Annotated in this window: 24 protein-coding genes; 3 read left to right on the top strand and 21 right to left on the bottom strand. The window is 41.2% G+C overall.

The genetic code is table 11. The features are described 5' to 3' along the window. Positions 1–421 precede the first annotated feature (421 nt). The 11 genes from GWK51_RS00745 to GWK51_RS00695 all read right to left on the bottom strand — a co-directional run bounded on the left by GWK51_RS00745 (position 422) and on the right by GWK51_RS00695 (position 13,691). Positions 422–1,174, bottom strand: coding sequence for a class II aldolase/adducin family protein (locus GWK51_RS00745; protein ID WP_161932296.1), 753 nt, complete (start codon positions 1,172–1,174; stop codon positions 422–424). A gap of 29 nt (positions 1,175–1,203) precedes the next feature. Next, a complete protein-coding gene (locus GWK51_RS00740; protein ID WP_161932295.1) occupies positions 1,204–2,217 on the bottom strand; it encodes a ketopantoate reductase family protein in 1,014 nt (337 codons plus the stop codon). A gap of 15 nt (positions 2,218–2,232) precedes the next feature. Beyond that, entirely contained in the window at positions 2,233–3,003 is a 771-nt protein-coding gene (locus tag GWK51_RS00735; RefSeq protein ID WP_100242810.1) for an ABC transporter ATP-binding protein, read from the bottom strand. Then, positions 3,000–4,805 (bottom strand): branched-chain amino acid ABC transporter ATP-binding protein/permease, encoded by a 1,806-nt coding sequence (locus GWK51_RS00730; RefSeq protein WP_161932294.1) that lies wholly within the window; start codon positions 4,803–4,805, stop codon positions 3,000–3,002. The genes GWK51_RS00735 and GWK51_RS00730 overlap by 4 nt, the downstream gene beginning before the upstream one ends. After that, positions 4,802–5,839 carry a branched-chain amino acid ABC transporter permease gene (locus GWK51_RS00725; RefSeq protein ID WP_161932293.1) on the bottom strand — a complete coding sequence of 346 codons (1,038 nt, stop codon included), beginning with the start codon at positions 5,837–5,839 and terminating at the stop codon, positions 4,802–4,804. The genes GWK51_RS00730 and GWK51_RS00725 overlap by 4 nt, the downstream gene beginning before the upstream one ends. A 102-nt stretch (positions 5,840–5,941) precedes the next feature. Continuing rightward, entirely contained in the window at positions 5,942–7,087 is a 1,146-nt protein-coding gene (locus tag GWK51_RS00720; RefSeq protein ID WP_161932292.1) for an ABC transporter substrate-binding protein, read from the bottom strand. A gap of 671 nt (positions 7,088–7,758) precedes the next feature. Beyond that, the gene (locus GWK51_RS00715) at positions 7,759–8,748 is read right to left on the bottom strand and encodes a 3-hydroxybutyryl-CoA dehydrogenase (protein WP_161932291.1); all 990 of its coding nucleotides are present in this window, start codon (positions 8,746–8,748) and stop codon (positions 7,759–7,761) included. Position 8,749: 1 nt separating this feature from the next. Next, positions 8,750–9,856 carry an NAD/NADP-dependent octopine/nopaline dehydrogenase family protein gene (locus GWK51_RS00710; RefSeq protein WP_161932290.1) on the bottom strand — a complete coding sequence of 369 codons (1,107 nt, stop codon included), beginning with the start codon at positions 9,854–9,856 and terminating at the stop codon, positions 8,750–8,752. Between the two features lie 107 nt (positions 9,857–9,963). Next, entirely contained in the window at positions 9,964–10,959 is a 996-nt protein-coding gene (locus tag GWK51_RS00705; RefSeq protein WP_161932289.1) for an AraC family transcriptional regulator, read from the bottom strand. Positions 10,960–11,039: 80 nt separating this feature from the next. Further along, entirely contained in the window at positions 11,040–12,389 is a 1,350-nt protein-coding gene (locus GWK51_RS00700; RefSeq protein WP_161932288.1) for a spinster family MFS transporter, read from the bottom strand. 21 nt (positions 12,390–12,410) lie between these two features. Then, the gene (locus tag GWK51_RS00695; RefSeq protein ID WP_407925951.1) at positions 12,411–13,691 is read right to left on the bottom strand and encodes an OprD family outer membrane porin; all 1,281 of its coding nucleotides are present in this window, start codon (positions 13,689–13,691) and stop codon (positions 12,411–12,413) included. A 355-nt stretch (positions 13,692–14,046) separates the two neighbouring features. Between GWK51_RS00695 and GWK51_RS00690 the strand changes: the two genes are divergently transcribed. Continuing rightward, on the top strand, positions 14,047–14,625 hold the full coding sequence (locus GWK51_RS00690; RefSeq protein WP_161932287.1) for an HD domain-containing protein: 579 nt from the start codon (positions 14,047–14,049) through the stop codon (positions 14,623–14,625). A gap of 95 nt (positions 14,626–14,720) precedes the next feature. On the opposite strand, the gene GWK51_RS00685 is transcribed toward GWK51_RS00690, so the two are convergent. The 9 genes from GWK51_RS00685 to GWK51_RS00645 are packed head-to-tail and all read right to left on the bottom strand — an operon-like array spanning position 14,721 to position 22,467. Then, entirely contained in the window at positions 14,721–15,677 is a 957-nt protein-coding gene (locus GWK51_RS00685; RefSeq protein ID WP_109428773.1) for a p-hydroxyphenylacetate 3-hydroxylase reductase component, read from the bottom strand. A 50-nt stretch (positions 15,678–15,727) separates the two neighbouring features. Further along, positions 15,728–16,681 carry a PDR/VanB family oxidoreductase gene (locus GWK51_RS00680; protein WP_161932286.1) on the bottom strand — a complete coding sequence of 318 codons (954 nt, stop codon included), beginning with the start codon at positions 16,679–16,681 and terminating at the stop codon, positions 15,728–15,730. A gap of 36 nt (positions 16,682–16,717) precedes the next feature. Next, the gene (locus GWK51_RS00675; protein ID WP_161932285.1) at positions 16,718–17,455 is read right to left on the bottom strand and encodes an SDR family NAD(P)-dependent oxidoreductase; all 738 of its coding nucleotides are present in this window, start codon (positions 17,453–17,455) and stop codon (positions 16,718–16,720) included. 10 nt (positions 17,456–17,465) lie between these two features. Next, the gene (locus tag GWK51_RS00670; RefSeq protein WP_161932284.1) at positions 17,466–17,951 is read right to left on the bottom strand and encodes an aromatic-ring-hydroxylating dioxygenase subunit beta; all 486 of its coding nucleotides are present in this window, start codon (positions 17,949–17,951) and stop codon (positions 17,466–17,468) included. A gap of 10 nt (positions 17,952–17,961) precedes the next feature. Beyond that, positions 17,962–19,239, bottom strand: coding sequence for an aromatic ring-hydroxylating oxygenase subunit alpha (locus GWK51_RS00665; RefSeq protein ID WP_032068775.1), 1,278 nt, complete (start codon positions 19,237–19,239; stop codon positions 17,962–17,964). A gap of 18 nt (positions 19,240–19,257) precedes the next feature. Continuing rightward, positions 19,258–19,779, bottom strand: a complete 522-nt coding sequence (locus tag GWK51_RS00660) for a nuclear transport factor 2 family protein (protein WP_161932283.1) — start codon at positions 19,777–19,779, stop codon at positions 19,258–19,260. A gap of 20 nt (positions 19,780–19,799) precedes the next feature. Continuing rightward, positions 19,800–20,159 (bottom strand): IacB protein, encoded by a 360-nt coding sequence (locus GWK51_RS00655; RefSeq protein ID WP_142768513.1) that lies wholly within the window; start codon positions 20,157–20,159, stop codon positions 19,800–19,802. Between the two features lie 44 nt (positions 20,160–20,203). After that, positions 20,204–21,373 (bottom strand): acyl-CoA dehydrogenase family protein, encoded by a 1,170-nt coding sequence (locus GWK51_RS00650; RefSeq protein ID WP_142768512.1) that lies wholly within the window; start codon positions 21,371–21,373, stop codon positions 20,204–20,206. Beyond that, entirely contained in the window at positions 21,370–22,467 is a 1,098-nt protein-coding gene (locus GWK51_RS00645; protein WP_235941028.1) for an amidase, read from the bottom strand. The genes GWK51_RS00650 and GWK51_RS00645 overlap by 4 nt, the downstream gene beginning before the upstream one ends. A gap of 1,026 nt (positions 22,468–23,493) precedes the next feature. On the opposite strand from GWK51_RS00645, the gene GWK51_RS00640 reads away from it, so the two are divergent. Together GWK51_RS00640 and GWK51_RS00635 are read left to right on the top strand one after the other, a co-directional pair. Beyond that, positions 23,494–23,769, top strand: coding sequence for a metal/formaldehyde-sensitive transcriptional repressor (locus GWK51_RS00640; RefSeq protein ID WP_142768511.1), 276 nt, complete (start codon positions 23,494–23,496; stop codon positions 23,767–23,769). A 19-nt stretch (positions 23,770–23,788) separates the two neighbouring features. Further along, positions 23,789–24,898 carry an S-(hydroxymethyl)glutathione dehydrogenase/class III alcohol dehydrogenase gene (locus GWK51_RS00635; RefSeq protein ID WP_161932282.1) on the top strand — a complete coding sequence of 370 codons (1,110 nt, stop codon included), beginning with the start codon at positions 23,789–23,791 and terminating at the stop codon, positions 24,896–24,898. Positions 24,899–25,003: 105 nt separating this feature from the next. Here the strand turns inward: GWK51_RS00635 and ureC are convergent, their stop codons facing one another. Further along, complete coding sequence (gene ureC / locus GWK51_RS00630) at positions 25,004–26,704, bottom strand: urease subunit alpha (protein ID WP_161932768.1); 1,701 nt, start codon at positions 26,702–26,704, stop codon at positions 25,004–25,006. Positions 26,705–26,741 lie beyond the last annotated feature (37 nt).

The raw sequence follows: 26,741 nt of genomic DNA, 5'->3' as shown, positions 1-26,741 counted from the left end.
ACTAATTGAATATTAAATTGGATTCTAAAGGAGGTAGCTATATACATACAAGCACCACCATTACACTTTTAAGTCATAAGATTTTGTTAAATAACATAAATCTATAAAATTATAAAAAAATACACATTCAGTCAGACCCCATTTTCAAAGAAAAAAGTTAAATCAATATATTGAAATTTATTTGATTTTTCTAACAAATTAAATTTTATAATGCTTTATCTTACATCAAAATTTGAACAAAGATAAATTTTAGTCGCTACCGAGTTATTTATTTAAGCACTTTCATCCATCTTTTTAAAATCATCTATTACTTAAGTACTCATTCCTCTCTTTGTAAGCCTGAGCAAAGCCGCTTTTGAAGATCCGAAGTAAAGCTCAAATCAATTTTTGAGCTTTACGAAATGAGACAGATTCAGAAAAATTAGTATCGAGATTTCTCATGCATTTTTCTGACCATGGCATCAAAAAACTTGTTGGCGAAACCACTTTCTCGAATCAGCATTGCTGTAAGATCGGTACATTTTTGTTTCACATCTTCACTCAAAGGCACATCTTCTCCGCCCATTGCATCTGCTTGACACTGAATTTCAGCCACGCGTTGTACGGTCCACAACAAGAAAAAGGCTTTCTCAATGCTACTTTCACCGACAGCAATGCCATGATTTCTGAGCACTAAAATATGATGATCGCCAAGGCTTTGAATCATTCGCTCCTTTTCTTCAGCAAATAACGTAATGCCTTCAAAACTATGGTATCCAACACGCCCATAAAGTTGTGCACCATAGAAGCTGTCATATTTAAAGCCTGACTTTTTTTGCACCACGGCACTAATGGGTGTGGTATGGGTATGAATCAGACAGCGAATATCATCTCGAACACCATGAACCGCGCTATGTAAGGCAAAACCTGCAGGATTGCCATCATATTCAGATGCTAAAACCTTATTGCCATGCAAATCGACTTTTAACAGATTCTCTGGTGTCACTTCACTATAATTTAGTCCAAATGGATTGACCAAATAGTAGTGCTCATCGCCCGGTAAACGCGCGGAAATGTGATTAAAAATCGTTTCCGTCCAGCCAAAATAGTCAATTAAATGATAGCAATGAGCCAATTTAACTCGCAGTTCCCATTCTTCTTTTGAAACATTTAACGCGTTCACTGTAGAGTTCATCTTTGATTTTCCTATATCTGTTCTATGTGTTAAGCCACTTTTTCTGTGGCAGATTGCATATTGCGATCACTTAAATATTTGGTTAATTCACAAATCTGTTTTGTGACTGGCATCGGACAGTTATAGCCTTCTGCCAGTTCAAGCACGGCATCTGCAATCACGGAAAGTTCCAAAGGCTGTTTCTTCTGAAAGTCCTGCCACATAGAGGTATGTACTTCCCCCATGTCCGCACCCAACTGTAAAAACAATTTAGGGTCAATGTTGATGCGTGCGCCATAACAGGCGGCAACTTGACGGGCTTCGAGCATCATTTTGGTCACAACATCATGTAAATGTGGATGTGAGTAAATGTCATGCAAGGTTGCTCCCGTTAAAACCGACAATGGGTTGGAGCTTAAATTGGCAATCACTTTGGTCCAGATTTGATCACGGATACTTTCATGCACACGCGATTCAATGCCTGTATCTGCAAACAGTTGCTGAAGCTGCTCCACTCGAGGCGTGATCTGGTGGGATGGCTCGCCTAAAATAATCAGATAAGGATTGCTGGACTGTACCTTGCCATAACCCTGCAATTCAGCCGTGATAAATACCACCGCACCAATTAAATGTTTCAGTGGGAAATGCTGCATCAAATACTGATCGGTATCGAGACATTGGATGGTTTTTAAAGGCTGTTGCGAGCTATCCCCCTGATAGAAATACCAGAATGGAATGCCATTGATGAGCGGGACAATCACGGTTTCATCATGCAAAAGGGGATGCAGACTTGCCGTAATCTGCTTTAAGGCACCCGCTTTGGTTGCAATAAAAATAACATCCTGTGCACCCAGTTCAGAAGTGTGTTCAACCACTTGATAGGGATGCACTTGATGCGTTCCAGTCAAATCTTGAAGCTGGATTCCTTGTGACTTCAATTGCTTTAAATTTTCACCACGGGCAATCAGGCTGACGTGCTCATAGCCAGCCAAAATGAGTCGAGCAGCGACGGTACATCCAATGGCACCTGCGCCTAAAATCGTGATTTTTGCTGACTTGTCCATTTCACCCTCTCAACTTTAAATTGCCAATACATCTTGGTGCTTACTATTGGTACCGAGATAACTTTCAATAATGCGCTTATCTTCCAATAAATCCGCCCCTTTACCCTGAATCGACAGCTCACCCATTTCTAGCACATAGGCATAATCCGCCAGCTTCAAGGCTGCACGCGCGTTTTGTTCAACCAATAAAATAGACACGCCCTGACCGCGGAGTTGATCAATAATTTTGAAAATTTCACGGGTAATCAGTGGCGCCAATCCAAGGCTCGGTTCATCTAGCATGAGAAGTTTCGGTTTCGCCATGAGGGCACGCCCCACAGCCAGCATTTGACGCTCCCCCCCAGATAAAGTACCAGCTTCCTGCTGACGACGTTCTTTCAGTCTTGGGAAAATACTATAGACCTCTTCCAGACTATCTTTATAACCACGATCGCCATGACGATAACGTTGGAATGCCCCCAGCATTAAATTGTCTTCAATACTCATAGAGCTGAACAATTCACGCTTTTCAGGCACCAGTCCTAAGCCTCTGACCACCATCCGTTCAATCTGCGGGCATTGCCCGACTTCACCATCAAAGTCGACATTGCCTTTAGAAGACAGCACGCCCATGATTGCAGACAGTAAAGTAGTTTTGCCTGCGCCATTCGGTCCTACCACAGAAACAATCTGACCTTCATTCACGCGCATATTGAAATCAATTAAGGCATCGACTTTGCCATATGCAACATTCAGGTTTTTCACTTCCAGCAGTGCTTTACCTTGATCATTATTTATTGTGCTCATGCAGCACCCCCTAAATAGGCTTCGAGTACAACTTCATCTTTTTGAACATCTTCTGGCAGGCCTTCTGCAATTTTTTGTCCGAATTCCATCACCACCACGCGGTCAACCAAATTCATGACAAAATCCATATCGTGCTCGACCAGCAAAATTGCCATGCCTTCAGCGCGTAGTTTGGTGAGTAAGTCTGCCAAGGCTTGCTTTTCTTTTAAGCGCAGACCAGCAGCAGGTTCATCCAGTAATAACAGTGAAGGATGTGCACATAGCGCACGGGCAATTTCTAAAATTCGTTGTTGCCCAAGCGCCAAATTGCCTGCTTCGGTATACAGATAATCGCCCAAGCCCACGCGTTCTAATTGAAATTTAGCTTCATTGAGCAGATTGTTTTCTTCTTCGCGGTCTAGACCGAACATTGAAGACAACACCCCTTTCTGCCCACGTAGATGTGCACCGATCACCGCATTTTCCAGTACTGTCATTTCAGGCATGATTTTTACGTGCTGGAAGGTACGGCTTAAACCTTTCTTGGCAATCTCGCGTGAACTTTGTCCATTGATTTTTTCACCCAGAAAAATCACTTCACCACTGGTCGGGACATCTACCCCTGAAAGCTGATTGAACATCGTGCTTTTGCCCGCACCATTCGGTCCAATCAAGGCCAGAATTTCCCCCGCATAAATGCTCAGGTTCATGTTGTTGTTGGCCACCAGTCCACCAAATTTTTTGGTGACGTCTTTGGCTTCCAGAATTAATGTGCCTTGCTGCGGTAACGCTAAAGACGGTAATTCACGTGTTGGTGGCACAATATCAAGATGTGCATCTTTTTCAGGTTTAAAACGTTGTGGAATACATTTCACCAGCATTGGCCATAAGCCTGATGGTGCTTTTTGCATCAACACGACAATCAATAAACCAAAAACGATGGTTTCATAATGCCCTTCGGAACCAAAAATGATGGGCAAGAAATCTTGTAGCCATTGGCGTGCCATGGTGAAAATACCAGCACCGAGAATCGCACCCCAAATATGTCCTACACCGCCCAGTAATGCCATGAAGAGATAATCAATCCCCATTTGCAACCCAAACGGCGTTGGGTTAATGAAGGCTTGATTGTGGGCATATAGCCACCCTGAAATAGAGGCAAAAATAGAGGAAATGGTAAAAACAACCAGCTTCGATCTAAAGGTATTTACCCCCATAGACTCTGCCATGAGCTGACCACCGTTTAAGGCACGGATAGCACGTCCTTCACGGGAGTTGAGCAGGTTTTTGGTCAAGATAATCGCAATGAATAAAATCAACCAAATTAGGTAATACATTTTATTGCTGCTATCTAAGGCATAACCAAACACTGAAACACTTGGAATATTCGAGATTCCCGAATGACCGCCTAAAGATTCAATGGTGGAGAAAAAGTAATACAGTGAAATGCCCCACGCAATGGTGCCGAGTGGCAAATAATGTCCTGATAATTTAAGCGTCATGCCCCCAACAATAATTGCGGAAATAATGGTAATGATGACACCTAAAATCAGGGCTGCCCAAGGGCTGCCATGCGTCCATGCTAACCATGATGGCAATTGTTCAGTCGCGGTAATATATGCCGTGGTATAGGCACCAATACCCACCAGTGCAGCCTGACCAAAGCTAGTCATGCCGCCAACACCCGTGAGCAAGACCAAACCCAGTACTACCAAAGCATTTAAACCAATGTAGTTAAGTAAAGTGACTTGATAATCAGGCAGAATAAATGGACTGATCATGGTCATTAGCGCGAAGCCAATAAATAAATATTTTGCTTTCATTCGCCATCCTCCTCTGAGTGACGAGAAGTGAGGGATTTCCAAATCAAGAATGGAATAATTAATGTGAAGACAATGATTTCTTTATAGTCACTCGCCCAGAACATTGAGAATGATTCAATCAAGCCCACCACAATCGAACCGACGGCTGCCACAGGGAAACTAACCAAGCCCCCAATAATGGCACCCACAAAACCTTTCAAGCTGATAACAAAACCAGAGTCGTAATACAAAGTGGTGATTGGTGAAATTAAGATTCCTGAGAGTGCGCCAATAAATGCCGCCAAGGCAAAGGTGATTTTTCCTGCGAAAATTGGCGAGATGCCCATGAGCTGAGCGCCCACACGGTTGACCGCTGTCGCATGCAAAGCCTTACCATAAAGGGTCTTATCAAAGAAGTACCACAAGGCAATAATCAACAATACAAAGGCAAACAGAATACACAGCGTTTGACTATTCACACTGAGCATTCCCAATTCAAAAGTGGCTTCACTAAACGGTCTGGTTTGCGCGCCATTTGGCCCGAAAATAATTAGTCCCACACCTACTAATGCAACATGAGATGCGATCGAAACAATCAACAATACCAAGGATTTAGCGGATGCTAGAGATTGGAAGAAGGTACGATACATCATTGGACCCAGTGGGGTGATAATCGCAAGGGTTAACAAAATCTGGAAGAAAGTCGGTAAATCCGCCAATGGCAGTTGATACATACACAACACTAAAATTATGCAGTACCCGACTAAGCCGAGCTGTTTTTTCCACTGGAATGCTGTTTTATTTCTGAGAGATTCCCAAGCATCCAAGCATAAATTGACCAGACAGAAAGCTGAGACCAGCCAAACAATGGTACTTGGTGTTCCCGCCTGAATGGATGCGAGGGTGAGTGCGCCAAAAACGGTAAATTCGCCTAATGGAATGAGTAAAATCCGTGTGACGGTGAAAACTAAGATAATGCAAAGTGCCAGCAGCGCGTAAATCGCACCACTGGTAATTCCATCCTGTCCTAGTATTAAAGCAATATTAAAATCCATATGCCTTACCCTTAGTCATTTTTAGAGACAAAACGACCCCGAAGAGACCGAATTAATCTCTAAAAAATCTAGATGAATAAGTGAAGAAAGGTGCTACTTAAATTATTTCAGCAACGTCCATTTACCATTTTTAACTGTAATCATGACCCGACCACGTTTATCAAAACCGCTGTGATCTGATGAGGTCATGTTATACACACCCTGTGTCCCTGCTAATTCTTTGGTTTGCTCCAAAGCTGTACGCAACTCTTGACGGAATTGTGCTGTTCCCGGCTTCGCCTTCTTCAAAGCTACAGGAGCGGCTTTTTCCAAAAGTAGCCCTGCATCATAAACATTGGCACCAAATGTCGCTGGATATTCTCCATACATTTTCTTGTAGCTATTCATGTATTTTAAGGCGATTGGCTTCGAAACATTGTTGTTCGGAATTTCGTTAATCACCAACATTAAACTTGCAGCAAGAATGGTGTTATTGACTTTATTACCCCCCATTTTTAGGAACTGGTCTAAAGCCGCACCATGGGTTTGATACATCTGACCACGATATCCGCGATCATATAAGGCAGTTTGTGGTGGTACCGCGGAACTGCCTGGCGCAGCCACTAAAATCGCTTGTGGTTTGGTGGCAATTAACTTCAAAGCTTGACCTGTCAGAGACGTGTCTTGTCGTTGGAAGCTTTCTTTGGCAACCACTTTAATACCATTCTTGGCTGCCAACGAGGCAATTACCTTGCCCCAGTTATCGCCATACGGATCTGCGGTACCAATAAAGCCTAGCGTTTTGATTTTGCGTTTCACCATATCTTCAACAAGTGCTTGGGCAATCACATCATCATTCTGGGTGGTTTTAAATACCCATTTCTTCTGCTCATTCATTGGCAATACAGCCGCTGAAGTCCCGACAGGTGCAAGTAATGGCACGCCTGCTTTGGCAATTGTTCCAATCACTGCCATGGCATTTGGAGAACCTGAAGGACCAATAATCACATCCACATTATTCTCTTTAATCAATTTATTGATTGCCTTAACCGAAGCAGTAGGATCACTGGCGTCATCAATTGAAATATATTGAACCTTCTCGCCACCGAGCGTTTTAGGTAATAACGCAATGGTATTTTTTTGTGGAATCCCAACCATTGCGACTGGACCACTCGATGAAGTCACCACACCAACTTTGATATCTGCATAAGCGCTTGAAACGCCTGCAACGATGATTGAACTTAAAACAGCAAGTTGAGTGAATTTCATTTGAACCTTTCTCCTTATTGATATCATCCTAGATATATTTTTATTGAAATATCTAAGATATTACTCCCTTTAACTAAGCAGCTTTCATGCCACTTAGATACAACAAACTTAAGTTATTAATTTTATTTATCATTAATTTAAACTAACACATAATCAAAAAAAACACCAAAAATAAATTAGAATTTTCTAACACTTTTTGCACCACATTAATTCACTTTTCAATAAAAAAGCCCCAATCTGAACGCCACTTTATTTGGACATCTCGACCATATAAAATTCCTGGAATGAAAAAATTGAGATATAAGAAACATATAGCCAGCCTGAACCCAGACTAGAATCAAAATAGGCGTTTTTGTGCCTCTGAAAAAAGATTTACAATTCCCCTCCAGCATTTCGAACGACGGCATTTCAGTTATTCACTCCTGACCGATAACAACGCTTGATTTAAGCCGATCTTTGAATAAACAATCTCATCTACAAATACAAGCACTGAGCAAACTAAGCCTACAAAATGCAAAAACCGCTCTAAAATAGAGCGGCTTAAAAATAGATGCTTAAAATTTAAAGCGAGTGACTGACAATCTAACTAGTTTCAATAGCTAAGCCGAATTTAATAATCTCAGCCAAAATAATCTAGGTCTGAGTAATTTTTTACTATTCAGTACGCCCACCTACAAACCCAAGATATTAAATTTAGGTTTTAAATTACTATTCGTAATACGTTGCGTAAAATTTTTCAGTACATCTAACTTATATGCCTCAACATCAACATTCCGATAGTCATAAAAACCTTGGTTCTCACGCAATCCATTTTGTTTATTCTGCATATTGCGCTGAATAATTTCAGGTGTGTTATAACGATCTCCCAACTCCTGTTTCAAATATTGAGAGGCGTAAAATAAGATATCACCCCCACCCCAATCAATAAATTCAAGCAAACCCAATACTGAAAACCGAAGTCCAAATCCCGTGCGTATGGCAATATCAATATCCTCAGCAGAAGCCACACCTTCTTCAACCATTCTTGCTGCTTCATTCATTGCCAAGGCTTGAATTCGCGGCACAATGTATCCAGCAGTTGCATTACATATCACAGGAACTTTACCAATCTGCTGTAGAAAATGTTTTAACTTCCCAACCACTTCAGTCGATGTCTGTTCTGTTTTACTGAGCTCAACCAATGGAATTAAATAAGCCGGATTTAACCAGTGTGCATTGATCACACGTTCTGGATGTGACAACATTTTAGCAATCTCGGATACCAAAAAAGTCGATGTCGTGGATGCCACAACACAATCACAATCAATCAGCCCATCCATCCATGCAAAAACCTCTTTTTTTGTCTCAATAACTTCTGGCACTGCTTCCATTATTAACTGACATGTTGGCAAGAATGATTCCGCGACTTGTTTATTGATGACATGAATACGCTGCTGAATAAATCCAACTTGATCTAACGTAATCATTCCTATTTTTTCTAAATAGAAAATTTCCTGCTCCAATTCAGAATAAGTTTTTTCCTGATAATCATAAAATTCTTCATCTGTACGTTGCTTTACATCAATCAATCTGACCATCAGCCCTGAATATGCAAATGCAATGGAAATTGCTTTCCCCATTCGCCCTGCACCAACCACACAAATCCGTTTAAAGTCAAACATATCACACCCCATTTTTGAGAATTTCAGTCAATTCCAGCTTGGTTGTGTTCGCAAGCCCCAGATTCTCAAAAGTACGGCCTTGATCATATAAATCTTGCCCAGTGACCGCTGAAGCAATATTTAGCAATCCTTCCGCAACTGGTGTATCTACCCCCACCCAGCGTCCAACTGAAACCAAAAAAGATAATCCCAGTCGAGTATCCTCAAGCATGTATCGATGGGCATTTAAATCAATATCTTCACGCCAATCACCGCTATCCGTAAGTTTGCCATGTGCACCACGCCCATACATCCACTCGTCCCCTTGACCCTCCTTGTTGTAGTGATCTGCAAGAGGAAAATGTGGTGCGTTGTAACCCAAAGCCTCTCTTACGCGCATCCGCTCTGCATCCAATTGATTAGTTACTCGACGAATCGAAGGCTGTGTTCCTTCGTTGTGAATGTCCCACGATTCAAAATGCTCAAGTGGCCCTGCATTCATGAGAATTAACGGCGGATGAATAATTGGTCCCGCATTCATGAGTGCACCACTCAAACCATCTTCTATCGGCTCTACACTAGGATAAGCTTGCTTCAATACAGCAAATGCATGTTGAGACAATGTGCTCGGAAACACACCTGTCGGTAATCGTGTTGCATAACCACTGACTACGATTTCATTTTCGCTGTGCTTACGCACTAGATATGGCAGCGTGCCCGTTTCCGCAAATGCAACTTGTGCTAAATTTCCAACAGCTTTCATTGCTTTAGCAAATATAAAACTGCCAAATGTGCCAGGTGGTAAATAAACAACCTGACCATTTTTAAAATAAGCTGCAGACGCCTGTGCTAGATCCAAATGCGTTGTAGAGGGGAGCGGAATAATAATTAATTCTGCAAACTGAATCGCTGTTTTTAAATCATTTTCTAGTTGAATTTGAGCATTTTGAAACCCAACACTCACTTGCCGATTTCCTTTGAAATCACGAATTGAAATATGTCCTAATTGATTTAACGTGGTAAATGCATCAGTATCTCTTCGCCAAAGTACCACTTCATGCCCTTTTTCCGCCATTTCAACAGCTGCCGCATAACAGCCATGTCCACCACCTAATACTGTAATTTTCATTATCCATCACTCCTTTCGCTTATTATTCGATAGTAAAAGAGTGAGTCGATTTCGGCTTATCCAATTGCGAATTTAAGCTTCAAATTACGAAATACTGTATTCATAATTCACAGTGATTTTTGCTTTATTGCGAGTTTTAACGTTTGTGAAGGTGAACACCCATAACACTTTTTATACTGTGAGGAAAAATGCCCAAAACTATTGATTCCATTTTTTAGCAAGATGTCAGTAACTGTTTCATTAGATTCTGCATTCAATAACTCATGATGAACCTGTTGTATCCGCAAGTCACGAATGTACTCCACAGGTGTTTGTCCAACATAAGCACTAAAGCCTTTTTGCAGGGTTCGCACCGAAACGCCACAATACTCTCCCAGTTCAGACAATGTAATGTTTTCTTGAAGGTGCAATGTGATGTACTGTTTGGCTCGCTTCATATAGCTCGGCAACAATATGGGTTGCTGTAAATTCAGCTGCCGACTGTAATTATTGGGTAATTTAAGCAAAACAAGCTCAATTAAATATTGCTCAAAACTCTGAGAAATCACACTCCAATTTTCTATATGATCGTGGGCGTAGCATAAATAACTCAAAGTTTGAATAATAGCATCAGCTCCTTCCGCAGAGCAGGATAAACCATTTTCAAAAGCCAAGGCTTCATGCATGGAACACCCTAATATTTTAAATAACTGCTTTTCCACGACGGGTTTTGATAATTTCAAAATAATATTTCGACAATGTTGATTTGTAACAATCCGACTTTGAATCAGTGGATTTGAAACAGTTATGACACCAGGAGACTGTACCAAACGCTGCTGACTATCTTGCACTAAGCACTCACCCTCAAGGGTTAGCCTAAATAAATAATGCTCAGATTGCGCATCAATGGTAATTTCCACAGGAGCATTGTATTTCAAGTCGTACAATGCTGATGTTCCGAATAAAAAACCATTTAGTCGTGTATTTAATTGTTGATGACTCACCACATCGAATCGATGAGGGCACAGATATTGGCTAATTTTTTCTTTGATGGTTTGGTAATCATTCGAATTAAATATCAAGAAATTATCTAGAGAATGTAGCTGTCTCATCATAGGGATCATTTTATTTTTTCCGAATTAGATTACGATTAAAAAACAAAATGCTCACGATAAAATGAGCATTTCGTATCGTTCTACCAAACTTAACTTGCGTGTTCTTTTTGCATACTAAGAATAAAGGCTTGGCAACCTTTTTTAAGCAACAAGAAAGAAAGCACACATGAACATGCCCCCACAATGGATAATGACATACCCACCATCATTGGATTACCAAACACCTTATCCGTAATTAAAGCAACCAACGTAGTGCCAATTCCCAATGCAATCAAATTACTAATTAATAGAAAAATTGAAGATATTTGTGCACGTAATTGATTTGGTGCCAACATTTGCATTGCCGTCGTTGAAATTGGCATTGGGAACGAAGCAAAATACATTGCTGGAACCAATAAAGTTACTGATAGCCACAATTGACCCACCTGAGTAAACAGAATCATCGGCAGGATCAATCCAATAATCCCGATCACTCCCGTAATCATCGGAGCATCTTTACGTCCTTTTTTGATAAACCAATCATTTAACCAACCCGCAGAGAAAACCCCTAAAGTATTTGCAACCAACAATACTGTACCTAACATGTATCCTGCTTCTGTTGGCGTTAAACCAAAGTTACGGATATAAAATGCAGGCGTCCAACTGGTTAGACAAAATAGAGCCATAGCATAGAAAGTAAAGCCTAAATAGTGACAGGTAAATGTTTGCTTATGTTTTGCAATAAATTGAAAACCTTCTTTAAAGCTAACTTTTGCAACTTGACCATTTTCATCCAAACGCTGTCCTTTACGTTTTGGATCTTTTACCGTCAAAATAAACAACAAACCAATTAAAATTCCTGGTAAACCCACCAAAATAAAAGCCACTTGCCATGCTTTAAGCAGACCAAACATTGGAACATTAATTAACGTCATATCTTTCAATAAACTAATGACATAACCACCCACCAGAAAAGCGACACCACCTCCTACAAAGGAACCAATTGAATAGATTGCAATTGCACGCCCTAGCTTTTCTTTAGTAAATAAGTCACTAAACATCGAATAAGCCGCTGGAGAAAGTGCAGCCTCCCCAATTCCAACCCCCATACGGCTTAAAAACAATTGCACAAAGTTCTTACTTAAACCACACAAAGCCGTTGCAAGACTCCAAAAGATAATCCCGATTGAAATAAGTTTAGGTCGTGAAAATCGATCTGCGATATAAGCCAGCGGTAAACCCATAAATGCGTAAAACAATGAAAAAGCCAATCCATGCAGTAAACTAAATTGGGTATCCGTTAAATTTAAATCCGTCTTAATTGGCTCAATCATCAGCGCCAAAATCTGGCGATCAATGAATGAAAACAAGTAAGCCAACATACTCAATATAACGACATACCATGCATAAATGCTTGTTTTACTATTCACTGTTTCAGTATGAATATTTAAATTACTCATTAGCTTTTACTCCCAAGCAATTTAAAATTTATAGGTATAACTCGCAATTACGCGATCTTCATCAAATGAATTCCCCCTTGCATAACCAACACCATATTTCGTGTCGGTATCGTAATGGATGTACTCCAAACCAAAGTTTTTAAACATTCCCTCAGGCACTACATATTTCAGTGCTGCACTGCGTTCAATTTCAGCATTGTCGCTATAGCCCGCACGATAAATGTCACTACCATGTAAGTAACGCAATGTAGTGGACAAACCAGGTACTCCCCAGCCCTTAAAGTCGTAGCTATAAAGTACATGCCAAGTCAGCTCTTCAGGTTTCACAAACCCCAGTAACGACCATGCATGCAAGAATGGCTGTGGAACATAACCAGAAATTGTTGGGAACGTACTCTTACCATCATTCTTACGAACACCAGTCGCTAACGTATGATTCCCTGTATTGATGGTGGTCATAAAGCCATAAGATTGGTTATCTATATCACCATACAAAGCTTTACCAGATTCTGAGTTATTAAAATAACGTCCATCCAAACGGACTTTGGTATCACCCACCTTAGTGCTATAAGCCAAGTTGGCATAATGTTGTTGATAAATATCAAGCAATTGACCATACCAATACGAACCAGAAACCGAAGGCGTAAAGTTATAGTCCAAGCCAACAAAGCCCAAACCATCACTTTCATACTTATTGACTGGACTCCCCGTAAATAGACTCAATTTTTCGTATTCGTCATCATTACGCGCATTGATACGATTGATAAATCCCGCAGTAAGCACTAAATCTTTAATGTCTTTAGACTGTAATAATGCCCCAGAAAAAATCGTGGTGAGCTGACGAGAATCATCAAAGAATATAACTGGCAGTTTCGGTTCAAGCGTACCCACTTTAAATTCCGAGTTGTTATATTTGAGCTTTAAGGTTGCACCAGCCTTTCCATACGAACGTTCCTGCTCACCTTTAGAATAATCATACGGCAAAATACTGTCTGGTAGATCTTCATGCATATCATTCAAGCGCACTGCATATTGACCCAAGACATCCACACCCACTTTAAGTGCTGTATCGGTATAGCCCGATTCTAAGCGAAGAGTTGCAGCTTGTGACCAACTCCCAATATCTGGAGATACAGGGTTTTCAAAATCACGCTCTATATAAAAGTTTCTTAGATAAATTGTGCCTTTATAATCATCTATAAAGTCTGCATATGCATTTCCAGCCCCAACCAAACCAAGCATGCATAATAGGCTAATTTTATTAAATGAAAACTTAGGTTTAACTTTAAATACCATAACCATCCCTTTCTAATAGCAAAGATTAAATCATCACGACTTAATCAAAATATCCATTTATTTAATTGAATTGTCAAAGTTGTGGATTGCACCAAAACCATACATAACAATGCTGCAATCACAGATATAACAATAGATACACCCTAATGGTGCACAAAACTCACTGTTCGTTTTTCAATCCACTTTCAGCTCTATAAAAATCCTACATTTATATTGAAATGTCAAACAATTTGATTTTTTATGAAATATTTTGTTTCAAACACAAGGTGATTATTTTTTAAAGTGCACCAAAGTAAACAACTCTAAATATGGAATAATATTTGCTTATTAAAAATAAATAATCAATAATTTAAGGAAAGCAATGAACAAAGCAACAAAAGCCAATTTCACCAATATTATGCATAGTGAAAAAACTGACTTTGAAATTATTGCTCAGAATTTTAATGCGTTTAAACAAGGACACGTGCAAAGAGTGATTGACCATCTTCTACTTCTAAAAGATGATCATGGAGGATTTCCAGTCGACCGCCTAACTCATTGTTTACAAACAGCTACTCTCGCTTACCAAGATGGTCGCGATGAAGAATATATTGTCTGCGCGCTATTACATGATATTGGCGATACACTGGCTTGTTTCAATCATGCCGATCTCGCAGCCACACTTTTAGAGCCATTTATTAGTGAAAAAAACTACTGGATGCTAAAACACCATGGTATTTTTCAAGGATATTATTTTTTCCATCACATTGGTTTAGACCGTTATCAATGTGAAAAATATAAAGATCATCCTTATTATGAATATACAGCCGAATTTTGTTTTAAATATGACTCACCCGCTTTTAATCAAGACATGGAAACGCTTCCTTTAGACTTTTTTATTCCCATGCTGAACAATATTATGTCCACACCTAAAAAATCCATTTATAAAGATATAAAATAATAATAAGTTAATTCTATGCATCATTTTATCTACTCAAAAATGATACATAGAAAATAAGTTTATTTATTTTAAAATAATAATTGAGGTGCAGTTAATTAAATACCTGCCAAATCTCTCAAAATCTTAATAAAGACTTCTTTTTCTTGTTCAGAATATTGGTCAAATACCTCGTTCTGATGACTGTCTGCAATTTCAAATAAATAATGCGCTGTTTGACGACCCTTTTCCGTCAACTCGAAAAATTCACCTTGATCATTGAGTAGTTTCTGTGAGGCCAGCATGGCTGCCGCACGCTCTACTTCTTGCATTGGCATAGCGATATCTCGCGGTAAATCCTCTTTAGAAGAAGCCGTTCCACTGGCTAAAACCAACAGCAAACGTGCTTCGCTGGTGCGGAATCCCGAAGCAAGTTGCTTGGGTAAATAATCGGTTTGGTAGCTCTTAAATGCTCGACTCATCAAGTAGCAGGCATTGCTGTATAAATGTCCATGATGAATTGAATCTAGTTCAGATTGATCAAGGTTCTGTTTTAGCGTCAAACTTGGATGTGGAATAACACTAGAGTACGCCCCCTGATGATAGACCAATGGGCTACGACCCTGATCATGGAAATTCACCACCTTGCCAATAATGATCCAGTGATCACCACCTTCAATGACTTGATGACGTTCACATTCAAATATTGCAGAACAGTTTTCTAGCAATAAGCTCGCACCTTCACCTTCCTGATAATTGGTTCCCTCAAATTTATCGATATTGCGGCGAGAAAACTTATTCGACAAATCAATTTGCGAGCCAGATAAAATATTGACTGCAAAATGCGTTGCCTGTTCAAACACAGGAAAACTGGAAGATTTTTTATCAATACTCCAAAGAATTAAGGGTGGATCTAACGATACTGAATTAAAACTATTCGCAGTGACTCCCACTTTTTCACCTTGCGCATTTTGCGCAGTCACAATGGTCACACCCGTTGCGAAATTCCCTAAAGCACGTCGAAATTGCAATGGGTCAACTTTTACATCATTTATTTTTTGTAATGAGTTCATCATTCTCTCCTATAGCATTTAGCTATCAAATACGTCTCAAATCATGAAAGACTTTATATATCCAACACTAAACGCGGTGATTTTGAACGCGAACAACAAACCAGTATTTGCTCGTTATCGGCTTTCTCTTCATCCGTGAAATACACATCGCGATGATCAGGCTCACCCTCAATCACATCGCACATACAGGTGCCACACACCCCTTGTTCGCAAGACATTTCAATTTTTATGCCTTCACGCGCCAGTGCGGTAAGAATGGTTTCTTCAGCGTTGACCATAATAATTTTACCGCTACGCTGAGCAACGACTTCAAAACTATCGCCCGTTAAGTCGGTTTCGACCTGAAAGTATTCTTTATGAATCTGCGTATCAGGTAAATTGTGTGACTTTGCAAGATTAATCACCCAGTCCATAAACCCATTGGGTCCACAGGTATACACATGGGTTGCAGGTTCGACTTGCGTGAAACTTTCCTCAAAGAACGCCCGATGATTTGCGCCTTCATCTTTAAAATGAAAATGCGTAAATGCTGCCAATTCACCCTGTTTAAGTTCATCTACAAAGGCACTGCTGGCTGCACTTTTACCGCAATAATGCAATTCAAAAGATTCTCCATCCTGCAACAACTGATACGCCATGGTCAGCAACGGTGTAATACCAATACCACCACCAATCAGTACCGTATGTTTCGCGGGGTACAATGGAAACAGGTTTTTCGGCGCACTGACCTGAATCTGCATGCCATCTTGAATATCATCAAAGGCCGAGATCGAACCACCACGTGATTCTGCATCTCTTAAAATCCCGAGTCGGAACTTACCAACTTGATTTGGATTTTGGCAAAGTGAGTATTGGCGAACCATACCATTTGGCAAATGCACATCGATATGTGCACCCGGTTCGACTTGCGGCAACTGAGTTGAAGTTGCCGACTCAAATTCCATGACTGCAATATTTCCACCTTCTACATGGCGGTTTTTCACGACAACATCATAAAGTGTAGTCATTGTTTTATTCTCCTTCTCACCCTCTAAGCCCATGACTTAGCGCATGAATAAACCACCATTAATATCCCATGTCGCGCCTGTCACGAATCCTGCATTGGGACTCGCCAGCAAGCCGCAGGTTTCCGCAATAAATGACATACTGCCTAAAGCCTTGACGGGGATATTTTGAATAAACTGTTCCATCTTTTCGTCAGGGACTACGCTATGCACAATCGGAGACTCCATTGGACCCGGTGCAACTGCATTGACCGTGACACCTTTTGCCGCAAATTCTTTGGCGAAGATTTTGGTCAAGGTCACAATGGCACCTTTGCTCGCTGCATAATGCGCACCCGTGGCAGTACCACCATTTTGTCCTGCCAATGACGCCATATTGATAATGCGCCCATAGCCTTTTTGTGCCATATACTGACCAATAATCTGGCAAGACTGGAAGGTACCGCGCTGGTTAACTTGGGTAATCCAGTCAAAGTCCGCAGCCGTAATCTCCAATACAGGGGTTGCCTTAGTGACAGTGGCGTTATTAATCAACACATCCAGTTTGGAAAACTTTTGCTCAATCCATTGCACCACCGCATGAAAATCCGCTTCAACCGAAATATCCAATTTCACAGGAAACATCTGCTCTGCATATTGGCTCTGCACTTTGGCATTCTCGGCTCTCTCCAAAGTACTGGCAGATAAAATCACCTGATGACCTTGACTGGCAAAATACTCAGCAATCACGTTACCCAAACCTGACGCAGCACCTGTCACTAATACAACCTGTTGCATGTCGATGCTCCTATAGAATATAGCTAATACCCGCCAAGGTATCGGTAGAGTTAATCAAGTTAATGATTTTACGATTGATTTTAAAACCAGCATCTGCATCACGGTTTAAGTGATAAGTCACATCTGCGGTATAGTGTTTCAGGTTCTCTTTACGGAATTCACGCAAGTTTTGCGCACAACGTAAAACAATTTCACCTTCTTTATCTTTTAAAATACGCACACGTGAAATACTGCGAACGGTATTTGCCTTGGGTGAGGTTGAAATCGCTTCACCATTTTCCAGACGTGCTACACGCATTTTGCGCATGTGATGATCGTCATAGGCATAGTTCAAATTGTTTTCGTAATCGGTCAGGCTTGGGTCGATTGGAATGATATACACTCCTTTTTCATTCCAAAGATTCAGCCAAGCATCATGCTCAGAGTGATCCAACATATCGGCTTCTGCCCAAATAAAAGCAGTCACTTCATTTAATAAGTTCAAATCAATTTTCATGTTGTTCCCCTTAAGCCGTCATCAACTTTTTCCATTGCTGATAGGCTGCACGCATCCCTGTTTCAGCACTCACATCACTTTTCAAACCATCTTCAGTTTTTACTTCACCCGGCAAACCACGGTTCAACATGATCCAAAGATCTTCACCTGCCGCAGCGCCTTTTTGCACACGCTCCCATGCTTCAGCATCATCTGGCGTACCAAAGCCAAACGGACCTTGGAAATGTTCATGCAAACGTAAACGGTATTGATTGGCGATTTGCGGACCACCATCCATGGTAATGACTGAATGGTGAATTTCCGTTTTATCAACTGAAATTGGCTGCATCACACGGAAGAATGCCATTGAGCAGGCAATGTTCGGGAACAGGTTCAAGTTAAAACCAGAGCCACCCACAGCACGCACAATACGACGCACTTCAAGTTCTGCATGCCCTTCGTCACGCAGTGCTTGGGCTAAATCTTCAAAGCGTTCCTGAATTGGACGTTCCATCAACTCTTCATCTAAATCGACCAGTTCAGGAATCATCACCATCACACTGTGACCATTGCCCAAGTCTTCAACAAAACCAGGCTGATTTTCAAAGTTAAATAATTCTTCGGTTTTCTCATCCACCGAACTTAAGAATGACTTATGCACCAATGGGAAATGGTAAGCATCCGTTGTGTTTTCCAACTGGATTTTCCAGTTACCCGGGAAGGTAAAACGGTGTTCACCCAAGACTTTGACTGGATAACCCGCACCCTGCTTCATGAATAAATCAATCCACTTTTTCGCAGGTCCAAGGAATTGCTCTAAAGGCTCTACATCATGGTTGAATGACGCGAAAATCATGCCGTTATATTCTTCAACACGTAAGCTGACCAATGGCAATTCAGATTTATCTAAACATTCGCCATAGCTTTCAGGTGATGGTACGCCACGTAATGTGCCATCAAGTGCATAACTCCAGCCGTGGTATGGACAAACAAAACTGTTGGTTTTGCCTTTTTTATGTTCACATACAGTCGCAGCACGGTGGCGGCAACGGTTCAGCAGTACATGTACTTTTTTCTTACGATCACGCACTGCAACCACAGGTTGTTTACCAATATTCATGGTTTTATAGCTACCTGCTTCTGGAATTTCACTGGCATGTGCCACCCAAACCCAAGTGCTATAGAAAATCTTTTCCATTTCTTCATCAAAGATGCGCTCATCTTTATATAAAGAGGTATGTGCGCGGTCATGCTGTACAAGACTTTCGTAATCCACGTCGACTTGTGTCATTGGAATTAAGCTGTTCATAGTTATTTACTCTAAAATTTATTGTGCTTCGTTGTTTGCTGTCGGTACTGGCAAAATGGCTTCACTTTCCCAATGAGAGATGGGGCGACTAAAGATATTTTCCGTTTGAAAATGCTTCATTGCCCACTGACCATCCGCTTGTTGTTTAAATTGGATGGAGAGCTTTGCAGCATTGAGATGTGCTCGACCATCTTGAAAGCTTGAGGTCTGTAGCATTAACCAACGTCCCGCTGCGTGATCTGCATTGACCTCAATCTGCTCGGAATTCACAAAATGCGCATTCATCACAAAGTGCGACTCTTTTTGGGTATAGCTTTCAAACATGGCCTGAATGGCTGCTCGCCCCTCATAACGTCCAAATGACGCCTGATATCGCTTGCCAACACCTTCCCAAACTGCTTGCTCATCAAACAACGACATCAATGCGTTGATGTCTGTGTGGGCATCCAGTGCATCACAGATTTCCATGTAACGATTCAGCACATTACGTACCGCATTCACTGCTTCAAGCTGCTGTAATCGAAAAAGTATTTGCTCCATATGTGCTGCCCCGTTTCGACTTAGCGCTGAATAATCAATTCACGCCCAACACGTGCTTCAATCTTGCAGTATTTCCATAATTTAAATGGACCTTCGCCAACCACGGTTGTACGCAATAAATTGCACGCTGCATGCACAGTTTCAATGTTAGGTACATCCGCTAAAAGATACGTGGTCCACGGCCAACCTGAGCTTGGTCCAACCATGCTTTGGTCATCATCTAAATTGCCAAAAACATGTACGCCTGGCAGATCATGAATACCGTTCCACATCTCACCAAAGGCCGCCCAAACTGCTTTTGCTTCTTCTGGCGTTGCATCAAAAAAATTCTGGTTAATACCCATGCAGAATAGGACACGTAAAGATTTTTTAGCTTCCATTTAAAATCACCTCTTTGTAATCTATAAAAAATAATAAAATGTACTTATAAGTAGCCTGGCGTTGGCGGCAAACCAAAACTCACAGAACCTGCATTTAATAAGGTTGCATCCCCCATAAAGGCATGCTGGGTCACTACATTGGTGTCATTCACAAAACGGCTGAATACGTTGTTGGTATAAATTGCCGTCATTCCTGCCAACATCTGCATTTTTCTTGCAACTCGAGCAGAAACACGCGCTGCATGCGTACACGCTAAACGCACATGGCTAATTTGTTCGACTGTCGGTTGTTGACCTTTTTGAATCTCATCCCATACTGCATCCATGGTTTGGTAGAACCAGTTTTTTGCAGAGAGAAATTCGGCTTCTGCTTGAGCAAATTCATATTGCGTTACAGGTCGGTTGGCAATTTCAGAGCCACCCGTAATAGACGCTTTACCCGGTGCAAGTTTCTTAAATTCTTCTAAGGCTGCTGCTGCAACCCCAATACCAACCACCGTCAACACTTGCGTCGCAAAAGAAAGCGATGGGTATTTAAAAAATGGCTCAGGAAGTTTGGATGCTTCACCACGTACAAAGGTCCAGTCTTCACGCACCAGCACATCATTCACCAAAAGATCATGGCTCCCCGTACCTTTTAGACCAACCGTATCCCATGTCATATCAATCTGAACTTGATCGGCTGGAATGACCGCCATACGCGGCAACCCCTTTGTTTCCTTACCTTGGCTTGGTGTAATCCCCACACCAATGATGTCCGCACCCATACAACCACTTGAAAATTTCCAGCGACCTTTAACACGCAATCCTTCAGGTGTAATTTCGGCAGGTTGCGGTGGGAAAATACCGCCAGCAAACACCACATCAGGGCTATCTTGGTAAATCTGCGCCAGTGTAGACTCTGGTAGACCTGCCAAATAAGCTGGACTCATTCCAAAGCTTGCAACCCAACCCACAGACCCATCTGCCATAGAAAGTTTTTCAATCAGCTCACAAAACTCACGCGGCGAGCATTCCTCTCCGCCAAAACGAGCAGGAACCAAAGCACGATAAACTCCAAGTTTTTTTAGCTTTTCGATAATATCGAGTGAAACATAAGCCTGATCATCAAACTCACCTGTTAATGCTCGCTCACGAATTTCCTGACATAAGGTTTCAAGTTCGACTTCATCATTCACTTGATTGCTTAAGCTAATTGCAGATAGACCATTCATTCTTTTTCTCCTTGTTGTTTTGATTGCACTAAATCCATTAAATAAGCGGCAATCGCACACAGTTTTTCATCAGCACCATGTTGCCCCACCAATTGAACACCCGCCGGTAGCCCCGCTTGAGTTACAAGTGGCAGAGTGATTGCAGGATGCCCCGATAAATTGAATGGGCGAATAAGCGCAGTCATATTTAGAAATGCCGTAGTATCTTCAGCATCAGCGACTTTAGGTGGAGTTTGTGGCAGTGTCGGTAGCACCAAAACATCATATTCATTCAGTAATTGGTCAATTTCTTGGGTAAAGCTTTGACGCACCTGATTGGCTAATTCGACTTCATCCAGTGTGGTTTTAGCGGCATTGAGCAGTCGGTTTGCAACATCCTGTCCAACTTTGCCCGAAGCAACCAAATGACCAAATGCTTGCCAAGTTTCATAATTAATGACCTGCATTCCTGCGCGGTAAGCATCAGAAAAATAAGACAACTTGACCCGTGCAGGATTTGAAAAGCCCGCTTGTGCTAAAAATGCGTTTACGGTCTGCCAAATTTCAGGCTTTGCCTCGACATCCAACACCGCCAGTCGCAAGGATTGAATTTGATCTTTCTGAGCTAACTCGTATTGAAAAGTCGGATCAATAATTGCCATGGCTTGCGTCAAGGCATTCAGGCTTGCAGCAAACGGTCCAACACAATCCAAACTCGTACTTTCTGGCAGAACCCCTTGACGACTAACACGACCAAAGGTTGGTTTTAATCCATAAATTCCGCAGCAGGCTGCTGGCATACGGATTGAACCACCTGTATCCGTTCCAACAGAAAAGTCCACCAAATTGGCTGCAACGGCTGCAGCCGAACCACTGGAAGAACCACCCGGAATTAATTCAGGATATTTAGGATTGGTCGCCGTACCTGTAAAATGATTAATACCTGTAGTACCGAAAGCCAGCTCATGCAAATTGGTTTTACCCGTAATCTGGCAATCATGTTTTAAAATATGATTCACAATATCGGCATGTTCATTTGCAGGTTGTGTATCCAGCAACGCTGCACTACCACCCACAGTTTTATATCCTTTTATGTTGATTGTATCCTTCAACATTACTCTGAGAGCACCGCTACCCAGAGCCATTTTTTCATACACAATATTTTTCACTACTACACCTTTTATCGCTTAGATGCGTCTTTCTTATACAACAAAAATGCGTCAATTTATTTGAATTGTCAAACATAATTTACTGGTTTTATTTTGGTGCAATCATGGGTACAAAACAGTACAAAATCATATTTTTTATTATTTAATAGTTGTAAAACAATAATATAAAATTTTAATTAAAATTAAAACCTCATTTTTAACATGTATTTTTTTAATTAGATTTTTCTATATTTTTTTCACATGCACTTTTTTAAGACATGGTTTTCAGTCTTCTTTGGGGAGCAAACTCGATTGCAACGTGCTATGGCGACTCAGACTCACCGTTCAAAACATGTGACTTGCATCACCATTCACAACTTTATCCACTCCTAAGAAAGGGTATTTTTTCGTATAAAATCACTCAAAATTTAACCAGCATGCTTATGATGTCTGGATGGCATGTCCGCGAAAAAATCTCACTGCCCTCAAGTTGAAATCCTGAAAGTGATGGGCTAAAATTTGAAATGTTAGGATACAAAAATGAAATTTTTCACTCTAAAAAGCTGTTCAAGCTAGGAGAGATATATTTTTATGAAATCGATTTAAGATTAGATTTTTTATCTTTTGAAGAGTTGAATTACATTATGGAAAATTTAGATTTGTGTATATTCAACATGATTTAATTTTCAATATAAAATATTATAAATCATGTATTTAATCAAATTCACCTAAAAGCGTTAGTGCCATTATTATTTCTCATTCTTTTACGATACTTTTCCTCTAGGTTTCAAATACACCTTCTATAATTTAAAAACAATCTAAAATAAATCTGCCTGCTTCTCGCAGTATTCTGCGTACTTTTAAGTGTATCCGCCGCATCTCTGCGCCAGTAATCCGTATAAAAATCCATCTTTTCACAAGATCAAAGTTTAGCTTTATTGCTCTCCAGCATACTATAGGGTACTATGCTATAAAACATAAAAGAACATGCCTATGCCCAATCAAATTGAAGATAAAAAAAGGATCCTGCTGCGTGTTCGACGCATTAAGGGTCAAACCCAAGCCATTGAAAATGCATTAGAAGAAAATGCAGATTGTGGCGCCATACTTCAACAAATCTGTTCTGTGCGTGGCGCAATCAATGGCTTAATGAATGAAATGTTAGAAGTTCATTTAAAAGATACTCTTGTCACAGGTGATTCAACTGAGCAAGAAAGAAAAGATGAATTTGTGGATATAGCCAAAATTCTCAAATCATATTTAAAATAGTTCTATAAGGAAAAAACATATGAAATCACGTGCAGCGGTCGCCTTCGCAGCAGGACAACCCCTTCAAATTGTCGAAATTGACGTGGCTCCACCGAAAAAAGGTGAAGTTTTGGTCAAAATTACCCACACAGGTGTTTGCCATACAGACGCCTTTACTTTATCGGGTGATGATCCGGAAGGTGTTTTCCCTGCTGTCCTAGGTCATGAAGGTGCTGGGATTGTGGTTGAAGTGGGTGAAGGTGTAACCAGTGTTCAACCTGGCGATCACGTAATTCCTCTTTATACAGCGGAATGTGGCGAATGTTTATTCTGTAAATCTGGTAAAACCAATCTTTGTGTCGCAGTGCGTGCAACACAAGGTAAAGGGGTTATGCCAGATGGTACGACTCGTTTTTCTTATAATGGCGAACCGATTTACCACTACATGGGCTGTTCAACCTTTAGTGAATATACGGTAGTTGCTGAGGTTTCTTTAGCCAAAATTAATCCAGATGCAAACCCTGAACATGTATGTTTGCTTGGTTGTGGCGTAACAACTGGTATTGGTGCAGTCCACAACACCGCTAAAGTACAGGAAGGCGATACTGTAGCTGTCTTTGGTTTAGGTGGTATTGGTCTTGCCGTTGTACAAGGTGCGCGTCAGGCAAAAGCAAGTCGCATTATCGTGGTTGATATGAATCCTGATAAATTCAAATTGGCTGAAGAGTTTGGTGCAACAGATTTCTTAAATCCAAAAGATTTTGACAAGCCGATTCAACAAGTGATTGTAGAAATGACAGGTTGGGGTGTTGATCATTCTTTTGAATGTATTGGCAACGTGAATGTTATGCGTTCTGCTTTAGAATGTGCGCACCGTGGTTGGGGACAGTCCGTGATTATTGGTGTTGCTGGTGCAGGTCAAGAAATCTCTACCCGCCCGTTCCAATTGGTAACTGGTCGTAAATGGATGGGAACTGCTTTTGGTGGCGTAAAAGGTCGTTCTCAGCTTCCAGGTATGGTCGAAGATGCCATGAAAGGTGATATTCAATTAGAACCTTTCGTAACGCATACCATGGGCTTAGACAAAATTAATGAAGCATTTGATTTGATGCTTGAAGGCAAATCCATTCGCTCAGTGGTTCATTTCTAATAATCCCCTGCTTTCAATGCCTCATTAGCCTGTGTTAAAGAAGCATGATAAAAAGCCCACCTAAGTAGGTGGGCTTTTTTAAACCATTAATACAATCCGATATTTTTAAAATAAGAAATAACGCTGTGCCATAGGCAATACTTCTGCGGGTTCACAAGTCAAATGCACGCCATCTGCCCGTACTTCATAAATTTCTGGATCAACTTCCATCACTGGTGTATAGGAGTTGTGCTTCATATCGGCTTTAGAAATATTGCGCGTGTTTTTACATGCAGAAATGATTTTTTTCAAACCTAATTTTTCCGCTACACCATTATTAATTCCAGCCTGCGACAAGAAGGTAATGCAGGTGTTATGCACACCGCGCGCATTTGCGCCAAACATGGGACGGTAATGCACAGGCTGAGGTGTTGGAATGGACGCATTAATATCACCCATTGGCGCTGCTGCAATCATACCGCCTTTAATAATCATGGCAGGTTTAACACCAAAAAATGCAGGTTTCCACAGCACCAAGTCTGCCAGCTTACCTTCTTCAACCGAGCCGACTTCATGACTCAAACCATGGGTAATAGCAGGGTTAATTGTATATTTCGCAATATAACGTTTGACCCGTTGATTATCGGTATGTGGCGTATCACCTTCCAGCGGTCCACGCTGCACTTTCATTTTATGTGCCGTTTGCCATGTACGAATAATCACTTCGCCCACACGCCCCATTGCCTGTGAATCGGACGACATCATGGAAATTGCGCCCAAATCTTGCAAAATATCTTCCGCGGCAATGGTTTCACGACGAATTCGACTTTCGGCAAACGCAACATCTTCTGAAATTGCAGGATCTAAATGATGACACACCATCAGCATGTCCAAATGCTCATCAATGGTATTGACGGTATAAGGTCGGGTGGGATTGGTTGAAGATGGCAACACATTGGCTTGACCAATGGCTTTTAAAATATCAGGGGCATGCCCACCACCCGCACCTTCGGTATGATAGGTATGAATGGTACGCTGCTTAAATGCCGCCAGCGTTTCTTCCAAGAAGCCACTTTCATTTAAAGTATCGGTATGAATGGCAACCTGAACATCGTATTCATCGGCAACTGTTAAACAATTATCGATGGCAGCAGGGGTTGAACCCCAATCTTCATGCAGTTTTAAACCCACGACGCCCGCTTCAATCTGTTCACGGATAGGATCAGGCAAACTCAAATTTCCTTTGCCCAATAGCCCAATATTCATGGGTAAATCATCGATGGCTTGCAACATGGTCGCAATATGCCATGGTCCCGGTGTAACCGTGGTTGCGGATGTGCCCGCTGCTGGACCTGTTCCGCCACCAATCATGGTGGTTGTACCTGACATGAGTGCAGTTTCTACCTGTTGCGGGCAAATCCAGTGAATATGTGTGTCAATGCCACCTGCGGTGAGAATTTGACCTTCCCCCGCAATTACTTCCGTGGCAGCTCCCAACGGAATGGTGATATTGGGCTGTATATCAGGATTTCCTGCCTTGCCAATTTTCCAGATACGCCCATTCTTTAAACCGACATCGGCTTTCACAATGCCCCACCAATCGACAATGAGCGCATTGGTAATGACGGTATCGGCAACATCATCTGCCAATAATTGGGACTGCCCCATGCCGTCTCGAATGACTTTACCGCCACCGAATTTAACTTCTTCACCATAAGTGGTCAGGTCTTGTTCGACTTCAATAAACAGTTCCGTATCCGCCAAGCGAACACGATCCCCTACGGTTGGTCCGAACATTTCCGCATATGCACGACGTGACATTTTCATCATAGATTACTCTAAATTCTTAAAAGATTTTGATGGC

This window comes from Acinetobacter kanungonis (assembly GCF_009939195.1).
Classification (GTDB): Bacteria; Pseudomonadota; Gammaproteobacteria; order Pseudomonadales; family Moraxellaceae; genus Acinetobacter; species Acinetobacter kanungonis.
The sequence above is the reverse complement of the archived record's forward strand: the minus strand, read 5'-3'. Positions and strand labels throughout refer to the sequence as shown.

Coding starts and splice junctions, on each gene's coding strand:
- GWK51_RS00695 (WP_407925951.1), bottom strand. CDS start 13,691: ATGGTTATGGTATTTAAAGTTAAACCTAAGTTTTCATTTAATAAAATT.
- GWK51_RS00655 (WP_142768513.1), bottom strand. CDS start 20,159: ATGGAAGCTAAAAAATCTTTACGTGTCCTATTCTGCATGGGTATTAAC.
- GWK51_RS00735 (WP_100242810.1), bottom strand. CDS start 3,003: ATGAGCACAATAAATAATGATCAAGGTAAAGCACTGCTGGAAGTGAAA.
- GWK51_RS00725 (WP_161932293.1), bottom strand. CDS start 5,839: ATGGATTTTAATATTGCTTTAATACTAGGACAGGATGGAATTACCAGT.
- GWK51_RS00660 (WP_161932283.1), bottom strand. CDS start 19,779: ATGGAGCAAATACTTTTTCGATTACAGCAGCTTGAAGCAGTGAATGCG.
- GWK51_RS00645 (WP_235941028.1), bottom strand. CDS start 22,467: ATGTTGAAGGATACAATCAACATAAAAGGATATAAAACTGTGGGTGGT.
- GWK51_RS00640 (WP_142768511.1), top strand. CDS start 23,494: ATGCCCAATCAAATTGAAGATAAAAAAAGGATCCTGCTGCGTGTTCGA.
- GWK51_RS00685 (WP_109428773.1), bottom strand. CDS start 15,677: ATGATGAACTCATTACAAAAAATAAATGATGTAAAAGTTGACCCATTG.
- GWK51_RS00720 (WP_161932292.1), bottom strand. CDS start 7,087: ATGAAATTCACTCAACTTGCTGTTTTAAGTTCAATCATCGTTGCAGGC.
- GWK51_RS00745 (WP_161932296.1), bottom strand. CDS start 1,174: ATGAACTCTACAGTGAACGCGTTAAATGTTTCAAAAGAAGAATGGGAA.
- GWK51_RS00740 (WP_161932295.1), bottom strand. CDS start 2,217: ATGGACAAGTCAGCAAAAATCACGATTTTAGGCGCAGGTGCCATTGGA.
- GWK51_RS00650 (WP_142768512.1), bottom strand. CDS start 21,373: ATGAATGGTCTATCTGCAATTAGCTTAAGCAATCAAGTGAATGATGAA.
- GWK51_RS00700 (WP_161932288.1), bottom strand. CDS start 12,389: ATGAGTAATTTAAATATTCATACTGAAACAGTGAATAGTAAAACAAGC.
- GWK51_RS00705 (WP_161932289.1), bottom strand. CDS start 10,959: ATGATCCCTATGATGAGACAGCTACATTCTCTAGATAATTTCTTGATA.
- GWK51_RS00665 (WP_032068775.1), bottom strand. CDS start 19,239: ATGAACAGCTTAATTCCAATGACACAAGTCGACGTGGATTACGAAAGT.
- ureC (WP_161932768.1), bottom strand. CDS start 26,704: ATGAAAATGTCACGTCGTGCATATGCGGAAATGTTCGGACCAACCGTA.
- GWK51_RS00690 (WP_161932287.1), top strand. CDS start 14,047: ATGAACAAAGCAACAAAAGCCAATTTCACCAATATTATGCATAGTGAA.
- GWK51_RS00715 (WP_161932291.1), bottom strand. CDS start 8,748: ATGTTTGACTTTAAACGGATTTGTGTGGTTGGTGCAGGGCGAATGGGG.
- GWK51_RS00670 (WP_161932284.1), bottom strand. CDS start 17,951: ATGAAAATTGATTTGAACTTATTAAATGAAGTGACTGCTTTTATTTGG.
- GWK51_RS00675 (WP_161932285.1), bottom strand. CDS start 17,455: ATGCAACAGGTTGTATTAGTGACAGGTGCTGCGTCAGGTTTGGGTAAC.
- GWK51_RS00710 (WP_161932290.1), bottom strand. CDS start 9,856: ATGAAAATTACAGTATTAGGTGGTGGACATGGCTGTTATGCGGCAGCT.
- GWK51_RS00730 (WP_161932294.1), bottom strand. CDS start 4,805: ATGAAAGCAAAATATTTATTTATTGGCTTCGCGCTAATGACCATGATC.
- GWK51_RS00680 (WP_161932286.1), bottom strand. CDS start 16,681: ATGACTACACTTTATGATGTTGTCGTGAAAAACCGCCATGTAGAAGGT.
- GWK51_RS00635 (WP_161932282.1), top strand. CDS start 23,789: ATGAAATCACGTGCAGCGGTCGCCTTCGCAGCAGGACAACCCCTTCAA.